The 18322-nt window shown below is 49.8% G+C and carries 13 protein-coding genes; all 13 read left to right on the forward strand.

Features of this window, described 5'->3' with window-relative positions:
- Positions 1–2136 precede the first annotated feature (2136 nt).
- On the forward strand, positions 2137–3135 hold the full coding sequence (locus tag BMY63_RS06195) for an outer membrane beta-barrel protein (RefSeq protein ID WP_091915407.1): 999 nt from the start codon (positions 2137–2139) through the stop codon (positions 3133–3135).
- A 289-nt stretch (positions 3136–3424) separates the two neighbouring features.
- Positions 3425–3577, forward strand: a complete 153-nt coding sequence (locus tag BMY63_RS12310) for a hypothetical protein (RefSeq protein ID WP_177178393.1) — start codon at positions 3425–3427, stop codon at positions 3575–3577.
- 93 nt (positions 3578–3670) lie between these two features.
- Positions 3671–4441 carry a GLPGLI family protein gene (locus BMY63_RS06200; RefSeq protein ID WP_091900133.1) on the forward strand — a complete coding sequence of 257 codons (771 nt, stop codon included), beginning with the start codon at positions 3671–3673 and terminating at the stop codon, positions 4439–4441.
- Between the two features lie 16 nt (positions 4442–4457).
- The gene (locus BMY63_RS06205) at positions 4458–7025 is read left to right on the forward strand and encodes a carboxypeptidase-like regulatory domain-containing protein (protein ID WP_091915411.1); all 2568 of its coding nucleotides are present in this window, start codon (positions 4458–4460) and stop codon (positions 7023–7025) included.
- Positions 7026–7078: 53 nt separating this feature from the next.
- The gene (gene porU, locus BMY63_RS06210; protein WP_256218957.1) at positions 7079–10666 is read left to right on the forward strand and encodes a type IX secretion system sortase PorU; all 3588 of its coding nucleotides are present in this window, start codon (positions 7079–7081) and stop codon (positions 10664–10666) included.
- 24 nt (positions 10667–10690) lie between these two features.
- Positions 10691–11878: a type IX secretion system outer membrane channel protein PorV gene (gene porV / locus BMY63_RS06215; protein WP_143065741.1), complete on the forward strand. Its 1188-nt coding sequence runs from the start codon at positions 10691–10693 to the stop codon at positions 11876–11878.
- A gap of 20 nt (positions 11879–11898) precedes the next feature.
- On the forward strand, positions 11899–12378 hold the full coding sequence (gene ispF / locus BMY63_RS06220) for a 2-C-methyl-D-erythritol 2,4-cyclodiphosphate synthase (RefSeq protein ID WP_091915415.1): 480 nt from the start codon (positions 11899–11901) through the stop codon (positions 12376–12378).
- 283 nt (positions 12379–12661) lie between these two features.
- Positions 12662–13921 carry a fimbrillin family protein gene (locus BMY63_RS06225; RefSeq protein WP_091915417.1) on the forward strand — a complete coding sequence of 420 codons (1260 nt, stop codon included), beginning with the start codon at positions 12662–12664 and terminating at the stop codon, positions 13919–13921.
- Positions 13922–13945: 24 nt separating this feature from the next.
- Positions 13946–15040, forward strand: coding sequence for a fimbrillin family protein (locus tag BMY63_RS06230; protein WP_143065742.1), 1095 nt, complete (start codon positions 13946–13948; stop codon positions 15038–15040).
- 33 nt (positions 15041–15073) lie between these two features.
- A complete protein-coding gene (locus BMY63_RS12460; RefSeq protein WP_255397454.1) occupies positions 15074–15196 on the forward strand; it encodes a hypothetical protein in 123 nt (40 codons plus the stop codon).
- Positions 15197–15200: 4 nt separating this feature from the next.
- Positions 15201–16217, forward strand: a complete 1017-nt coding sequence (locus BMY63_RS06235; protein ID WP_091915420.1) for a fimbrillin family protein — start codon at positions 15201–15203, stop codon at positions 16215–16217.
- Positions 16218–16231: 14 nt separating this feature from the next.
- On the forward strand, positions 16232–17488 hold the full coding sequence (locus BMY63_RS06240; protein ID WP_177178394.1) for a fimbrillin family protein: 1257 nt from the start codon (positions 16232–16234) through the stop codon (positions 17486–17488).
- A 37-nt stretch (positions 17489–17525) separates the two neighbouring features.
- Positions 17526–18322, forward strand: a 797-nt coding sequence (locus BMY63_RS06245; protein ID WP_177178395.1) for a fimbrillin family protein, incomplete at its 3' end; no start/stop codon positions are given.

The raw sequence follows: 18322 nt of genomic DNA on the forward strand, positions 1-18322 counted from the left end.
GTATATCTGCTGTTAAGACATTTTAGTGATATTTCTAAAGAATATGCTATTAGTCAGATATATGATCATATCTATGGGTATGGAGGCGCATTTGAGAAGTGCTTTGTATATACGATAACTCAGATAGTATATATCGTTACTTATATGCTTATTAGTAAACGCAGAATAATTCTGCCATTAGCAAAAAAATAATATGCATTGATGGTTATGGTTCTATGACTATGGACAGATATGTGGACAGATACACATTGATAACGATATATCAGGGCAATATGATCCCTAACTATTAGGAAAAAACATTTATGAAGCTACGAACCAGTTATAAAACCGTTAATAAAAAGGAGACTCTGCAATGAAGTTAAAACTCTGTATTTCTATATTCATGTTATTGGTTATGGTCTCTTGTGTATGTTATAAATATAGAGATAGCCATTACCCGCTGAACCCTAAAGATAGAGAGCAGTGCTTTTTTGTTGTGGATACAATAGACATAGAGGATCCAATTGTGGTGAAAGAAAAGGGTGAGAATTTTATAGTCTCTAGATCCGTATTGGAGAAAAATGATAAAAGGATAAGTAATATTTTTCGAGAAGCAGATGTTTATATTGCGGGCTTCTATGAATTTAACTTCTATAATTTTCTATCAAAAAGAGATCTCCCACGTTATCTTTCTAAGATGTCTTTCTATTCTGAGACAGAAGATATAAATATAAACGGCAGATCATGCATGAAATTCAAGTCTTCAAATGTGTCCTTTATACTGTGTTTGATAAATGCGAATTACTATAATAATGTGATGGCAAACTCTTGTGATGATTGGTATATGATAAAGAATCGAGAATATAAAAACACCTATTATAGAATTGTATTCCCAATTCTAAAGTCTCCTGTGAAGACAAAGAAGACATAGATTATCAATAAATATAGAATGATCATTTATATGGATAACGAAATAGCAGGTGTAGTCAATAACAGACCGCTTGGCTATCCGTTTGTCATGAAAAAGTGCCTAAAAAAGTGCTCGTCTGGAGTTGCGAACTAGAAAAACCAAGGGGGACTTTTATGCCTTTTTTGGCCTGTTTGGCGTAGAGATGGGGGCGACTTTGGATAGGGATGGCTTCTTACGGTTAAAGAGATAGTCTCCATGGCTGTAAGGAATGGCACCTACGAGTGAAGGAGATAATCTCTTATAGGGTATAGGGATTATCTCTTTCGCTCGTGACCCCTATCTCCACGACTCATAGGGCCTATCTCTTTAAAGGAAAGATGCCGCCCCTTTTGCGCGTCGACTTAAACCGCTTATTATCAGACAAATACGAAAACCGCTCAAAACTAGCGTGTATGGGGCTCACTCTCACGTTCCTGACCTACACGCGAGTTATGAGAGGGCTGTCGTAAAAATATATCGCAAGGCAGCGATCTCGCTTTTTACCTGCGAGACGCAAGAATGGCCGTCTTTGATGCAGGGTTGCACCCTGCCATCTGTTCTCTTTCTTCGGCGCGAAGAAAAGAACCAAAAGAAGCATCCACCCCCACTAAATCTCCCCCTATATGGGGAGACTTAACCGCTCCTCCTGTCGCTCTTACATTAAGGTACGCTCAGACCATCAAAGGTCTGGCGTGATCTTTTCTCGGCTGCGCTTCGATGTTTTGGTGGGCTCGGGGATCGTCCCAAAGTCTAACAAAGATAAAATAGTGTAAAATAATACAAACACAACAAGCAAGACGATGGATATTTGTTTTATTCTTACTATATTTGTAAGCGAATCTGAAGCAATAAGTATTGAAATAATAAACCATAAAATAAGAGGCATTAAGCCTTGCGTATATCTTACAATGAGTAGACTTCATCGCATATACTACTGTGCTGTTTCCCAGCGTGTCATCAGGCTGCGGACAGGTCAACCTGTCCTGGATGGCTGTGGCCTGCTTTAAAGGAATCGTGCACATAACGATAATCATCTCTAGAAAAAACATGAAAAACATTTCGGGTTAGTAATTTGAAAGTTTCATGGGGCGGGTTCTTGATCGATATTTTCCAAGAATCTGTCCCCGTGATTCTGAAAAAGAAAAGTCCGTTATGATGCGGATAATTCAAGAAAAAGTGGTACCTTTGTACTTGTCAACCATCAAAGAATGAATAAAGAAATTATGAAGAAACTGTCGTTATTGTTTGTACTGGTGGCTGTAATGCTGGCCAGTTGTTCGCCCAAGGTGACCGTGAACCTGATAGAGTCGTTGCCTGCGCGGCAGGTCGACTCGGTGATCGTGTATGAACAGAATGAGCCACTACCTGCCGGGGCGCGTAAGATCGGTACGGTGAAGGCGACGGATCCTGGTTTTACTCCCACGGAAAACTGTATGTACAGCAATATGCTCTCCTTGGCTGTGAGGAAGACGGCGGAGTGTGGTGGCAATGCCCTGCATGTGGATGAGCACCGCCTGCCAAACATCTGGACGTCCACCTGCCATCGTGTCTACGGTACGATGTATGTCGTGCCCGACAGTGCGGTGACCATCGACACCTATACGGCCTTACAGAAGGCGGAGATGGACAACGATGTCGAACTGGTGGAATTCATGCGTGAACAGAATCGCCGCCGTGAGCGTTCCAGGGCTAATCCGAAGAACGTCTTGAGGGTAGATCTGGGCTATGGTGATATCAGTTCGCGCTTTGTGGTCGATGGTGACGAGTACGAGCACAAGGGCGGCTTCACGGTGAATGCCGGCTATATGCATTACTGGGGCTGGTTTGGTGTCGGTGCCGAGGTGATGAACTACAGTACGACGTTTGATGACCTCTATCATCTGAACCTGTTCTATGTAGGTCCTAGTCTGGGCTTGAGCTTTAAGAGTGGAGAAAGATGGCGCTGGGACTACAACCTTGGCGTGGGCTATGGCGTGTATAAGGAGTCGTTGTCTGGTTACAGCATCTACTCTTACACTGAGAAGCATGCCACGATGAAGTGTGATATGGGTGTTGAGTATATGCTATCCAAGAACGTGGGACTGGGCGTAAGAGTCAATTTTATGTCGATGCGCCTGAACAAGCCCGAGGGCTTCGAATTGAAGAAAGACGAGTTCTATGGTATCCAGCGCGCGGATTTCATCGGCGGCCTTCGTGTGTACTTCTGATGGGGCGTGGCTTGTTAAAGGCCACCCTTTTGTGATATATTCCAGCCTCCTCGCAGGCTCCGGCTTTTTCTTTTGTTTCAAAACCTTTACTGTTTGTTACATTTCTGCTTTTCTGAGATTTGTCAACTATTTGTCAACTCAAAGATTTTGCCGTTACCAATTGAACGCCTATCTTTGCTCCAACGAAAGTCGAGTGTAATTGTGTTGACAATATTATATTCAGACCTTGACAACTTACAGTGAGAAGCAATGCCGGAAGCTTTAAGAAGGCAATCAAATAATTAAAAACATGAAACAGTTATCAATGAACGAACTGAGAACTATTGCAGGCGGTCAAAATACTCCCGCAGGTAATGCTGTTGCTAATGCAAACCAGAATGGTGCACAATGGACAGATGAGCAATGGGATGCTTGGGCAGACTATTTTGAAAAGTGCTGTTAGTCTTACATGAGGGCATGCATTTGCATGCCCTCTAACAGGTATACGGGAGGACTTTGCTCTATATGTAAAAATGTTTTAATGGTATTTTGTGGTATGAAGAGATGTTATTTGCTGGTTATTGTATGCACGGTCATTTCCGGTGTATTTGCACAAAACAGAACTATAGAACCGGCCATTCTCGAGGTATGTTATGAGTCATGGGAAGAGGCGCATGATGATGCCTACATTCTAAGAGTGGGGAAAACGACTAATCAGTTTTTTAGTGTTTATCGAAATAGAACGGATAGTCTGCTGAACACAAATGAAACAACGCTTAATATGGTATGGCAGGAGTTTCAGGAGACAGATGACAAGAGTGCAGACAGGAGCAAACGGCTAAAGTCAAGCACCATAAACAGGGAACTGTTATACCAAGACCTCACAACGGGCAAGTTGTCTTTATATAGCAACTATGCCAGTGCCTATAATACCTACGAGGAGGATATTCCAACGCAAGAATGGACTATTGACACAGACTCCACGATGACCATCCTGGGTATGGAGTGCCACTATGCAAAAACCAAGTTCCGTGGGAGAGAGTGGAAAGTATGGTTTACGGAAGAGATTCCCGTTAGCCTTGGCCCGTGGAAGTTAAACGGATTACCAGGACTGATTCTGAAGGCTACAGCGGATGATGATTTCATCAAGCTCACAGCTGTCAGCGTCAAGACAGAAGGCATCGATCCTGTCACCTTCTATAATTGGGGAAAGAACAACTATTATAAAATGACCAGAGAAAAGTTCCTGAAGTACAAGAATCGTCCAAGAACTATTCCGTATTCAGATAAAGTAATTTCAGCAAAACCATACATTGAGTTAGAATGAAGCCGAAGGAAAGGCAATGAGGAGACACCTTATTATTTTAATATGCTGCTTCCTTCCGCTGATGGCGATGGCGCAGATGCGGATAACGGGAACTATCACCGATAAGAACGGTGATCCGCTGACAGGTGCCATCATTCAGGTGCGCAGCAATAACACGAACAAGATGATACGCTTCGACAAGACTGACGCAAAAGGCTCGTTCACATTAGAAGTCACAGCCGACAGTTATCTGGAAGTGTCAATGCTCGGTTTTAAGAAGCAGCGCATCAACAACCCTACTGCAACAAAGAAGTTTCTGCGTATCGTCATGCAGGAAGAGGCTATCGCCTTGAAGGAAGTCACCGTCAAGGCCAGCAAAGTGCGTCTGCGGGGTGATACCATCACATATAACATTGCCACATTCGCCGACCAGAACGATCGTAGCATCGGTGATGTGCTGGCTCATATTCCAGGCTTCGAGGTAAACAAGCAAAATGGGGAGATCAAGTATGAGGGTAAACCCATCAGCAAATTCTATATTGAAGGACTCGACATGCTTGGCAGTAAGTATGGTGTGGCCACCAACTCTCTGCCACAGGTGGATATCGGCACGGTAGAGGTGATGAGAAATCATCAACCTGTCCGTGTGCTGGAGGACTTTACCTTCACCGACGATGCGGCCGTCAATATCCGTATGAAGGAGGGCGCGAAGAGCCACTGGGTGACTTCGTACAATGGTGGGGCTGGCATCAGTCATAACACAGGCTTGTGGAAACTGGAGGGACTCGCTCTGCGCCTGAAATCCAATTTCCAGACGATGTTCACCTATAAGACCAATAACACCGGTTTAAACATCAATAAGGAAACGACCAATCTGTTTTTCCTCGACGACTTTGACGGTTTGAACGACTACATTAGTCTGGCTTCACCGCGTACGACAAGTCTCTCTGAAAACCGCACGTTGTTCAATCGTAGCCATGCCGTGACTGCCAATGCCATGAAACGCCTTAATGACTCAGCACAAATCAATGTCCAGTTTATCTACAATAACTATCGGGAGTCGGCACAGGGTGAACGGCAGACAGAGTATTTCCTACCAGATGGCAACAAGGTGATCAACACCCGCAAGGATTTTCTGCGGAAAGACAACGAACTTTATGCGTTGGTGAAATATGAACATAATTCCGAACGCCAGTATCTGAAGAATTCCCTGTCGGCCGATCTCCTGTGGAGTCGGCAATGGTTAGACGAACGAGGTTCATACGACTACTATCAATATGCACGTAAGCCAGAATATGACATCAAGGATAATCTCTATATCGTCCGTAAATACAATCAGAGCCTTGTCTCCTTCTATTCTAATAACCGCATCATCAGCCGGCCGCAATCACTGACCGTCAGTCCGCTCCTCCAGCATATCAGTCAGCAACTGTACAATACAGATACCTATGCCATGGGAGCCACTAAAATAGGTGTTTTCAATCTCTCGCTGAAAGCAGGGGTAAATGCCGAACATCACCGGCTGGAGTCTGATCTGTCGGGCATATCTGACACTATCGGATTATTATCCGACGATGTCCGCTTCTCTTTGGTACGACTCTATGTTGAACCGAAGATAACCTACAAGACTCGTGACATACAGATAGACTTAAGTCCCACAACGGAGTATCTCTATGAGAAATATAGTGAGGACAAAGGGCATCATCAGATGCTCTTCTCTCCCGACCTGCGGGTTCAGTGGAAAGCCTCGCCACGCCTAAAACTCTCTTTAGGCGGTTCCTCCTTTCTGTCAAACCCCGACCCGACGCGATTCTATCATGCTCTGATCCTGCAGGACTACCAATATGTCAACCAGGGATGGACGGGGTATCGTCATGAGCACACATGGTCTATTCGCAGCAATATCACTTATAGCGATGCGTTAAAAGCCATGCACTCGTACCTGACCATCTCACGTTCCTTCTCGACCTCGCCCTACACATCGACCCGAGAGTTCTTGGACAACTATATCATTCTTTCCGCAACAGAACAGGAGGCGAAGTCCGACGCATGGCAGGTCACTCTGATAGCCAGCAAAGGTCTCAACTTCTGGAACGGTGTTACCAGCCTGCGAGTCATCTATACCAACAACGACGCCTCGATGCTACAGCGTGCGTCACAGGGAGTAAACGATCGCTTGACAGAGTTTAATAGTCAGATGCTCAACGCCCGTGCCGGCCTTGATTTCTCATTCTGGAAGGACATGCATCTGCGCTATGGTGTCACCCTTAGGCAGAACCGAATGAAGATGGAGCAATCGCCGGCCACTAACGTTCACAACTGGAAGCATGATATGACGCTGACTCTACCCTTAAAGCCAATAACCTTCGACATTACAGCCGAATACTACCATAATGAGATCACACGAGACAGCTACAAGGACTTCTTCCTGGCCGACGCCAAGGTCGGTTATAAGTCTCGTCATGTCGACCTCTCTCTCTCGCTCACAAACATATTTAATCGCACGGTCTATTCTTATGTCACCGTCAGCGACCTGATCAGTAGTTCGTCTGTTAACCACATCCGTGGACGAGAATTGCTACTTACATTTTATTATATGTTGTAAGCTCGCTCTTACAATAAAGCAAGGGCGGAGAACGTTATAGTATTAAAGGTTTGATGCTGAACGTGAGAAGCGCCTTGAGACTGATGACCGTTTGTGCTCTCCTGACCCTCTGCCTGTGTGCTGAGGCTCAGGGGTTCGTGAACCTGACTGCCCGGCAAGTCAGGATCGACAGTGTGTTGTCTGTATATACCTGGCAGAAGGCGTTGGGGGCCGGCTATGCCGACTCGGTCTATACCGTGAGCATCGAGTATCCCGAGTTTGTCGACATGAGTGCCAACGAGGTGCGCCGCTATCAGGAGATCAGCGACGAGCCGTTGCCGGCACTGCCTGAGATAAGTCAGACGGTGGGTGTGGCACGGAAACAAGGTATGCTCGACGTGTCGTTTGTGCCCTTGGTGTTCCGCGACGGGCGATACCAGAAACTCGTCAGTTTTAAACTGAACGTGCAGGCGAAGGCACGGGCGGTAGTTGCCGACAGGGCACGGACACGGGCGATGGAAGGCTCGCGCTATGCCAGTCACTCCGTTCTGCGGTCGGGCCGCTGGGCGAAGATCCGGGTGCCGGCGAGCGGTGTCTACCAACTGACGGAGGCACTGATCCGAGAGGCCGGATTCACGGATCTGTCGCATGTGAGGGTCTACGGCTATGGCGGTGCCTTGCAGCCGGAGCGGTTGACTGCCGCTTATCTGACGATGACGGACGACCTGCGTGAGGTGCCCACCTGTATGGTGAACGGTCGTCGGTTGTTTCGGGCCGTGGGACCTGTGACGTGGGAGTCGCCGACAGCCACAGTGCGCATCCGTAATCCTTATTCCGATTATGGCTATTATTTCCTGACAGAGGATGAGGGAGAGCCCCTCACCGTGACAGAGGAGACCTTTGTGGCCGACTATCCAACTGCGGCCGACTACCACACGCTCTACGAGGTGGACGACTATGCCTGGTATCATGGTGGTAGGAACCTCTTCGACAAGACACTTTTCGGGAAAGGACTCCCACAGACATATACGTTGACTGCCAGTGGCACGACGGGCACCCTGTCCGTTGCCCTGACCTATAACGGCAGCTTCGAGGCTACCGTCGCCGTGAACGGGGTGGCGGTGGGCACCGTCGGACGGACCGTTGTCCTCGACAGTTATACCGAGGCGGCAGAGTACGTATGGGACTTCCCCCTCAATGACTTACAAGCGGAGAATACGGTGCAGATCACACAGACGAGTGGGGGCGACTTGCGACTCGACTATCTGTCGCTGCGACTCGACACGCCGCGGCCGATGGTTGACTTGGCGACGGCTGACCTGCCCGTGCCTGAATATGTCTATATGATTACCAACCAGGATCATCATGCCGACGAGGCCGTAGATATGGTGATGATCATTCCTACCTCGCAGAAACTGCTGGCACAGGCGGAACGCCTGAAAGCACACCATGAACAGACGGACGGACTGAGGGTGCGCATCGTTCCTGCCGACGAGTTGTATAATGAGTTCTCTAGTGGTACGCCCGATGCCACAGCCTATCGGCGTTATATGAAGATGCTCTACGACCGGGCCACGACAGAGGCGGATGCTCCCCGCTATCTGTTGCTGATGGGCGATGGGGCTTGGGATAACAGGATGCGCACGCAGGACTGGGCGGGCTGCGACCTCGATGACTTCCTGTTGTGCTTCGAGAGCGAGAACTCATTCAGTCATGTGAACTGTTATGTGAGCGACGACTTCTTCTGTCTGCTCGACGACGAGGAGACCATCGCCGACGGACAGACGAATGGACAGTACTCGGGTAAGCCTGATGTGGCGGTGGGCCGTTTCCCGGCACGTACCGCGGAAGAGGCGGCGGTGCTTGTGGACAAGACCATCGCTTATGCCACCAACGCACAGGGCGGCGCATGGCAGAACGTCGTCTGTATGATGGGCGACGACGGAAACAATAACGTACATATGACTACCGCCGACAAGGTGGCAACGATGGTGGCCAACGATCACCCTGGCTATCAGGTGAAGAAGATCTACTGGGATGCCTACCAACGTACCTCGTCGTCGACGGGCTATGCCTATCCTGATGTGACGCGACAGATCAGACAGCAGTTGAACGACGGGGCCCTGATGATGAACTACTGTGGTCATGGGGCTGCCTATGCACTGTCGCATGAACTGGTGATGAAGCTGGCCGACTTTGAGACATCGACATCGAAGGGGTTGCCTCTATGGGTGACGGCCTCGTGTGATATCATGCCCTTCGATGGGCAGGAGGAGAACATCGGCGAGACGGTGATGTTCAATAGCAAGGGTGGCGGTATCGCCTTCTTCGGAACCACTCGGACGGTCTATGCCACTTATAACGAGGCGATGAACCTCGCCTTCACGGGTTATGTGCTGACACCGGGCGTGACCATCGGCGAGGCGGCTCGTCTGGCAAAGTGCGAGCTCGTCAGTCGGGGGCGTGACATGTCGCCCAACAAACTGCAATATACGTTGCTCGGCGATCCGGCCTTGCGACTGGCTTGTCCGACGGCGACCGTCGTGATTGACAGCATCAACGGTCAGGCCGCTGACGAGGACATCAAGCTACAGGCAGGCTCTGTCGTCCAGGTCACCGGCCATCTCCAATCTGGCCATGGACAAGAGACTGTTGCCTGCAACTCGTCAGGGACGATTACCGTCGTCGTCAGAGATGCCGAGGAGACGATCACTTGTCGGCTGAACGACACCTCTGACGAGGGTGCCGACGAGCCTTTCGTCTATACGGACCGTAGGCGGACACTCTATCATGGCTCCGACAGCGTGAGAAACGGTCTCTTCCGTTTTACCTTCGCTGTGCCTACGGATATCAGTTATACCGACGGCAGCGGTCTGATGACGCTTTATGCTATCAGCAATGATAAGACGGTGACGGCGCATGGCGAGCATGGTGGTTTCGTGGTCAGCGGCAGCAGTGATACGCAGACCGACTCGGTGGGTCCGTCGATCCACTGCTATCTGAATGCCAAGACTTTCGTGAATGGCGGTCGTGTTAATACCACTCCCTACTTCGTGGCGGAACTCTACGACGACAGCGGCATCAATGCCTCGGGCAGTAGTATCGGTCATGATCTGGAACTGGTGATCGAGCGACTGCAAGACGGACAGGGTCGGGCGACGGGAGAGTCGTGGACGTATAACCTCAACGACTACTTCGCATACGACTTCGGCGACTACCGTAGTGGTACGGTGGGTTTTAGTATTCCGGCATTGGATGAGGGGGCATACCGCCTGCGCTTCCGGGCATGGGATGTGGTGGGAAACTCGTCGGTGACGGAACTGGCGTTCAAAGTGGTGAAGGACCTGACGCCAGGTGATATCAGTGTCGTATGTACGAAGAACCCGGCTACGACGAACACCTCGTTTGTCGTGAGTCACGACCGTATGGGTAGTGAGATAACGGTGACACTCGACATCTTCGATATGGCGGGGCGTCAGCTCTGGAAACAGCGTGAGACCGTCATACCTGTCGGCCATACCTATACGGTAGACTGGGATCTGCGGCTTGCTAGTGGCAGTAGACTGCAGGCGGGTGTCTATATCTACCGCATCCAAGTGGGCTGCGCTGGCAGCGGCACGGCTTCGTATGCTAATAAATTAATGGTGTTAAGCAATAATTAGACTGTATCAGTCGTTATATGAGCAATGAAAGATAAGAATACAAAAAGGATACAGACGATAGTAAGAGTGGTGACCGTGTTGTTCTTTGTTCACGTCTCACTACTCGGGGTCTCTGCACAGGATAGTAAGAACGTGATGTTCAACCCGGTTGAGCATGCGGTGATATCGCAGACGATTGCCCCCGATGCACGGGCGGCAGGTATGGGTGACGTGGGTGTAGCCACCGATCCCGACGTAAACTCACAATACTGGAACCCTGCAAAATATCCGTTCTGTATCAGTCGGTCGGGGGTAGCGCTGAACTATACGCCATGGCTGAGGCAGTTGGTCAACGATATTGATCTGGCCTATGTGGCCGGCTACTATCGTATCGGCGACTATTCGGCTGTGTCGGGCTCGCTCCGTTACTTCTCGTTGGGTGAGGTCATCGCTGATGATGGGATGACGGTCAAGCCTTATGAGATGTCGCTTGATGTGGCCTATTCGATGATGCTCAGTGAGAAGCTCTCGTTGGCTGCCGCCCTCCGCTGGATATACAGCGATCTGCGCTATGACTATAGTGAGGACTCAAAGCCGGCCTCGGCCTTTGCCGCCGACCTGGCGATGTACTATAATAACTATGTGATGCTGGGCAGCAGAGAGTGTCAGCTTGGAGTGGGACTGAACTTGTCGAATATCGGTAGTAAGATTTCCTATTACGGTGATGAGGAGAGTCAGTTCCTGCCAGCTAACATGCGGTTGGGTGCCTCACTGATGATTCCCGTCGATGCGTATAACCGCTTCTCTATCTCTGCTGATGTCAATAAGCTGATGGTGCCTACTGTTCCCCGACAGGAGGAGGGCGAGTCGAACAGCGACTATCAGGATCGGGTACGCAGGGAATATAGTGATGTGAGTGCCTTCAGTGGTATGTTCAAGAGCTTCTCCGATGCTCCCGGTGGCTTCAAGGAGGAGCTGGACGAGGTGCAGTGGAGCCTCGGTGCCGAGTATGTGTATCACGACCAGTTCTCGCTTCGTGCGGGTTATCACCATCAGGCGGAGTCGAAGGGTAACCTGAAGTATTTCACCGTCGGTGGCGGTTTCCGGATGAATGTCTTCTCGCTCGATGTGGGCTATGTCATCTCGACGGCGCGTAGTAACCCGCTCGACCAGACCTTGCGGTTTACCCTCGCCTTCGACATGGATGGAATCAAGGATCTGTTCAGAAGGTAACAATAAAAACAAAAGATAATATGAAAATAAGAGTTGGAATGGGCTACGACGTCCATCAGTTAGTGGAAGGCCGCGACCTCTGGATGGGTGGCATCAAGATTGAGCATAGTAAGGGATTGTTGGGCCATAGCGATGCCGACGTGCTGCTGCATGCCGTCTGCGACGCTCTGCTCGGTGCTGCCAACATGCGCGACATCGGTTACCACTTCCCTGATACCGCCGCCGAGACCGACGGTATGGACAGTAAGGTGATCCTGAAGAAAACCATCGACCTGATTGCTACGAAAGGGTACCGTCTGGGTAATATCGATGCGACCATCTGTGCAGAGCGCCCGAAGATGAACCCTCATATCCCTCAGATGAAGGCGTGTATGGCGCAGATATGTGGTTGCGATGAGGATGATATCTCCATCAAGGCGACCACTACCGAGAAGCTTGGTTTTACGGGTCGTGAGGAGGGAATCTCGGCCTATGCCGTTGTGCTGATAGAGAGAACATAGGTATCTGTCTCGAGGCGCGTGGGCTGCACATTATTTATATTATAGGTATATCGGCAATGCTTATTGCCGATATTTTTTTTGTGCTTTTGAAAAAAAAAGATAAAATATATTTGTAATATAAAAAAAATGTTTAACTTTGCCGTTGGTTACTACTGACCAGCGTGTCTAAGGGAGGGCGTGCTAGCGCGACCGAACAACAAATAGGATGCGTTAATATATTATTAATCAACCAAAGCTACATATAACGTTTTTTGGGATTATACTTTTTAACAACATTAATGATATGAAAAAAACTATTTGGATGACTGCCCTGACGGCAGTCACAGCAACTCTTATCAGTTGCTCAAGTGAAGACTCACTGGCAGGAAAAGAGAATCCGGCAGAGGGTCAGGCTTCTGGTATTCCATTCGTTGTCAATGTTGCCAACAGCGATGCAACTCGTGGAACAGCCATCAGCGCCATCAGTTCTTTTAACATGGTAGGTATTCAGGGGACTTCCAACAAATGGATGGACAACTATCTGTTTACAAAGCCCGACGGCAGTTGGGTTGCTGACGGGCATGCGAACCTGACATGGCCCGATGGCACAGATACTCATACCTTCTATGCTACCAGTGACAACACTAGCGATGCGCCAGCCATCACTAACGGGAAGTTCACCTACACCGTGCCTGCAAACATCAGCGACCAGAAAGACCTGCTGGTATCTCTGAGCGAGGACAACGAGAGCGGCTCCCCCGTCACCCTGAGTTTCAAGCACGCCCTGTCATCTGTGAAATTCAATATCGGATTCGACAAGGATGCACTTGGTGGCGATAACGACTCCCACATCAAGGTGACCAAAATCACTTTGTATCACATTGCCACAAAGGGAACTTTCGATTTCGCAAACTATGCCACGAACCCATGGACCGTAGATCCTGATGACGCGGAATACAAGGATATTGTCATCACCCTGAAACAGCCGATAGAATTCGTGCCTTCCGCATTCGCTGACTTCAAGGAGCTAGACGGCAACTATATTGACGAGACCTCTATCGGCGAGATCTATGTAATGCCCCATAAGCCTACTGCTTGGGATACCGACGGCACCTCCGGGCACCCCTTGAACAACAGCTATATCGGCGTCACCTGTCAGTTCTATGAGTACACAGGAAGTACTTATAGAGATATGTTTGGTTTAGACGAGACTTCTGATGATGGAGAGTATGAAGAAGCAAAGGAAGAGTATATCGACACTTATGATGGTCAAGCTTCAACAGACGACGACAGCTGGCTTGACGACAAGCAGATCAGCGTGCTCGTCCCGACAGCCGAAGAATTCAACATGAATGTCGTCTTGGAGAGTATCCTGAATAAGAGAAACGAAGATGCCGCTGCCAATGGCACTACCGACAATTACGAAGAAGTGTACATTCCGCTGGTGATGACAAACGGCTTTGGATTTGCTAAAAACAATGTGATCAACATCAGAATGGATCAGATGAAATACGCAGACGGAAGATCCTTCTATGAAGCATTCACACCAATTATCAACCCATAACCCATCATGTCTGCAAATAGCCTTATGAAGTTCTTGTGCAAAGCAATGCTGCTGATTGTCGGTGTCTTGACATTGACAGCAGGCTTCATTGGCTGTTCCAAGAATGACCCTCCGACAACGGAAGACTACCCAGTGGCTTCCCCCTTTGTGTTCAACATCTCTATAGACGGCACTCCACTGACACGCGGTTCCCGTATGAAGCCCTTTGAGATCGACAGGTACGGTGTCTATGGTATCTATGGTAAAAGAGTATTCGCTACGAATATCATATACCAGAAGAATGAAGATGGGACATGGACAGCAAACGGCATCCTCAATATACCTGATGGAGCTGTCAACTTCTATTCCATCAACGCCTCGTTCGCCAAGAAGAGCGCCGGCGGTATTTTGGACAAGCTGACGATGACTACCGCGAAGCAAACATTCACCTACACCGTACCAGAGCGTACGGAGGAACAGTTTGACCTGATGTATGCCTCGTCTATCGGAGTAAACATGAAGGAGACCCAGGGTAATACCGGACTGAGTTTCAAGTCTGCGCTTGCTGGTCTGAACTTCACGATTGTCAACAAGATGGATGGCGACTACACTGTCACTGTCGGAGGATTTTCCGTGCATAACATGATCAACTCGGGAACATTCACTTTCAGTACCACAACATCAAACTCTGGTTCGTGGACAGAAGGCACCACCCGTGGAAAGATGGAGCGTATCCTTGACGAGCCATTCGTGGTTCCGACCACCAGGGAATATCTTGTCAATAAGGATACCATCTTCATGGTGATCCCCCAGGCAAAAACCACCAAGTGGAAGACAAAGGACACGGCGCCTGTGTCGATAGCGGAGGCTGATGCAGAAGGACAGACCTACATGAGGCTGCTCTGTAAGATACAAAGCGCCGAGGGTATCTATCTGCTGGGGACTGCCAACGAGTATGGAGAGGTGTATTTACCCATCAATGCGACCAAGACCACTGAGGGAAAGACGACCACTCTTACCATCAGCTTCGCCGGAGGTTACGACATCCATGGAAAGCCTTTGTCGTTCGGCTCCGGATTTGTCATTGAGGTTGACCCGTGGACTGAAGGCACAGACGAGCCCGTGGACATAGAGTTCTGACAATTAAGTAAATCATCATTAAAAACAAACATTATGAAAGCAAAATATGTGAAACCAGAGATCGTAACCGTAGAGATGGACCGCGTATCTATTCTTAGTGGTTCTTCAATCTTTGATGATCCTACCATCAGCGATCGTGGAATAGAAATAGACTAGAAGCATGATACTGAACCTTCGAAAGGCCAAACAGCATTTATGGAAGGTGGGTATGCTTGCGCTTATCTCGCTGGTTCTGTCGGCGTGTGGCAGTGATGACACTGCCACACCGCCGGCATACCAGCCGTTATATTTCTCGTTCTCGACGGGTGATATGACGACACGTGGCATTCCCGAGACGACGCTTAGCAAGAGCGTCGGTATGGCGGCTTATGTCTTTGAGAACGGCGATGCCCTCGGAACGCCGGGATATATGTGGAACGAGGAGGTCATCAGAAGTGGCACAGGCTGGTGCACGACTAACGGGTATGCCAAGCCGGAGACCGGCAAGTCGATGAAGTTCCTCGCATACTATCCGTATTCCGAACAGAGTGGTAACCCGTCCATCCTTCTGTCAGATCATGCGACGAGTGGTCCTGTGGTGATAACGTACGAGGTGCCGCAGGATGTGGCCGACCAGCAGGATGTGATGACGGGCGAGTCGGCAGTACTAAGTACCAGTGACAGGAATGATCTTGTTCAGATGACACTCCATCACCGGCTGTCGGCCATCCAGTTTGTGACGGGCGACATCGGACTGAGCGGTAAGATCAAGAGCATCTCGCTGAAGAACATCCACAAGAAGGGAACCTATCGCCTGGGCGATAACGCATGGACGCTGCAGGGTGGCACCAACGGTGTCAGCTTCACCGTCAGTCCCGACTATGTGGTAGAGCACATCACGCTGGCAAGCGACGCCGACGGCCGGCAGCCGGTGGCGACCAACGAGAACTCATTCCTGATGCTGCCTCAGGCGATACCCGACGACGCTAAGATGGTGATCGAGTACGAGGCCACCATCGACGGGACGACGGCCGTTCACACCCTGGAGGCGAACCTGAAGAACAGCACCGTGCCCGAATGGCAGTGGGGCAAGATCTACACGTACCAGATCTCTGTCGTATCACTGGCACTGGAATACGAGGTCGTCGTACACGACTGGGAGCTGGGAGGCGTGACAGACGTACAAATGAAGATATAAGGAGCGACGCAGGTATGAGAAGACACAAAGAGATGATAACGGCAGCGATCCTGCTATCGCTCATGGCTTGTTCGCAACAAGACACGGAGTCGCTCCTGGAGACACCAGAGCCCGTGGTGCTGAAGGCTGTCGTGGCATCGCCCGTTGAGGCGACAAGAGGCACTACCGCCACGACGAGCGAATGGGCGGAGCACGATCAGGTGGCTGTGCGCATCGATAACGAGGTGAAGATCTATGAGGCCAGTCATGAGGACGGAGGCACTCTGAGGGCAGCCGCTGCGGAGACACCATTCTACTGGAGAACCAGGAGCGAGACGAAGACCGTCGCCGGATGGTATCTCGGCAATGGCAGACGACTGAGGGAGATGCCCACTGAGTGGACGGTGGCAGGCAACCAGCATACCAACGACGGGGAGGGAATGGAGCAAAGCGATTTCCTCTATGCCACTCCCACAGGCATCACCTATACCGACCGTTTCCATGCACAGATCAACTTCTATCACCAGACCTCAAAGATCATGGTGAGGATCAGGAACGAGGGCGCCATCAAAGGCGATACGGCTGCGATAGAACAGGTGACGATCGGCAACGCATCGTATCCCATCGTGATGCGCGCCTCGTTTGAGGAGCCGGCCACCACATCCTATGGCAGTTGGACACTCTCCCGCAGAAGCGAGGACCTTGGGTATATCATACCCCATGTGACGGTGTTCGACAGTGTGAGCACCTATCTGAAATACTACGAGGCGCTGGTCATTCCTGACAATCTGGACCATAAGCCTCTGTTGGCCATCACCCTAGGTGGCCATACCTATTATTATATACCACAGGAGAACCAGGCCCGACTGACACCCGGGCATCTCTTCGTCTATGATATCGGAGTCAGCGTAGACAGCACAAAGCTGGTGGTGACACCCATGGTGGGCGACAACCTGGTATGGAGCTGGCAGGATGACGGCACCGTCGACGAGAACGATGACAAGGATGCTACGCTACAGATACAGGGGTGGCAAAGGGAGGACAATCCCGATGCCAACATCACATCGGGCGTCATTCCTCTTGAGATCAGTGCCAACGGATGGCGGAAAGAGGGTGAAGGCAGTGCCTTGCAGGAGGACAGTCAGCCCGAATATGACCACCATGCCAATGGATGGAAAAAAGATGGCGACAACGAAGACGCCACCCACACCGACCAGCCTGACGGAATGACTGTCGGAAACGGCACCCAATGGACCAAGGAAGGCGAGGATGAGGCTATCAGCAGCGAATGACAAGTAACAAAACAACAAATAAGAATACCTCTAAGAAATGGAAAAAAGCAAAATATTCTTATCTCTGAGTCTGGCTATGTTTGCCTTCCTCAGTAACAGTTGTACACAAGACGAAGCAAATATCGGCGAGAATCCGGAAGGACGGAAAGCCATGACTGTGAAAGTAGTGGACGGTGGTTATGAGAACAAGGACAATAACACGACTCGTGCCAGTGAGAGCAACGAGGAAGAGTCAGGCAGTGACGGTACCGCCATGAAGACACAGTTCATCGCAGGCGACAAGATCGGCGTGTTCTCCATCTCTTCAGGTGGAGCCTCACACTATCAGAACCTGGAACTGGTATACGACGGCACCAACTGGAAGAACCCTGACGGCGAGACCTTCTATTACTTCTCGGGCATGAGCTACTTCGCCTATTATCCCTATAACAAGGATTTTAATATGGAGAAGGTCGACTGGTCGAAACGCACAGCCGCTGAGTTCTTTGCGGAATATGTGAACGAGTGGAGGCCACAGGACGACCAGTCTACCACGATGAAGTATATCGCCAGCGACCTGATGATCGGCGACGGCTCGGTAATCGATAATACCTTTACCTTCACACTCGGGCATACCATGGGACTGATCTTCATCTCTACGGCCGAGGAGATCAAGGGCACGGTCTATCTCTTTCCCAAGCTGACGGAGGGCGACGCCATGGAGAAACTCAGCTCCGACAGTAAGATCTATTCCTTCGAACAGAAGGTGTATAAGCCCAGTCGCAAACAAGGCTACTACCGCTATCTGGTGAAGCCGGGACAAGCGAAGTTCATATCGGGCAAGAATCCTGACGG

The organism is Prevotella aff. ruminicola Tc2-24 (assembly GCF_900110895.1).
In the GTDB taxonomy this organism is placed as follows: Bacteria; Bacteroidota; Bacteroidia; order Bacteroidales; family Bacteroidaceae; genus Prevotella.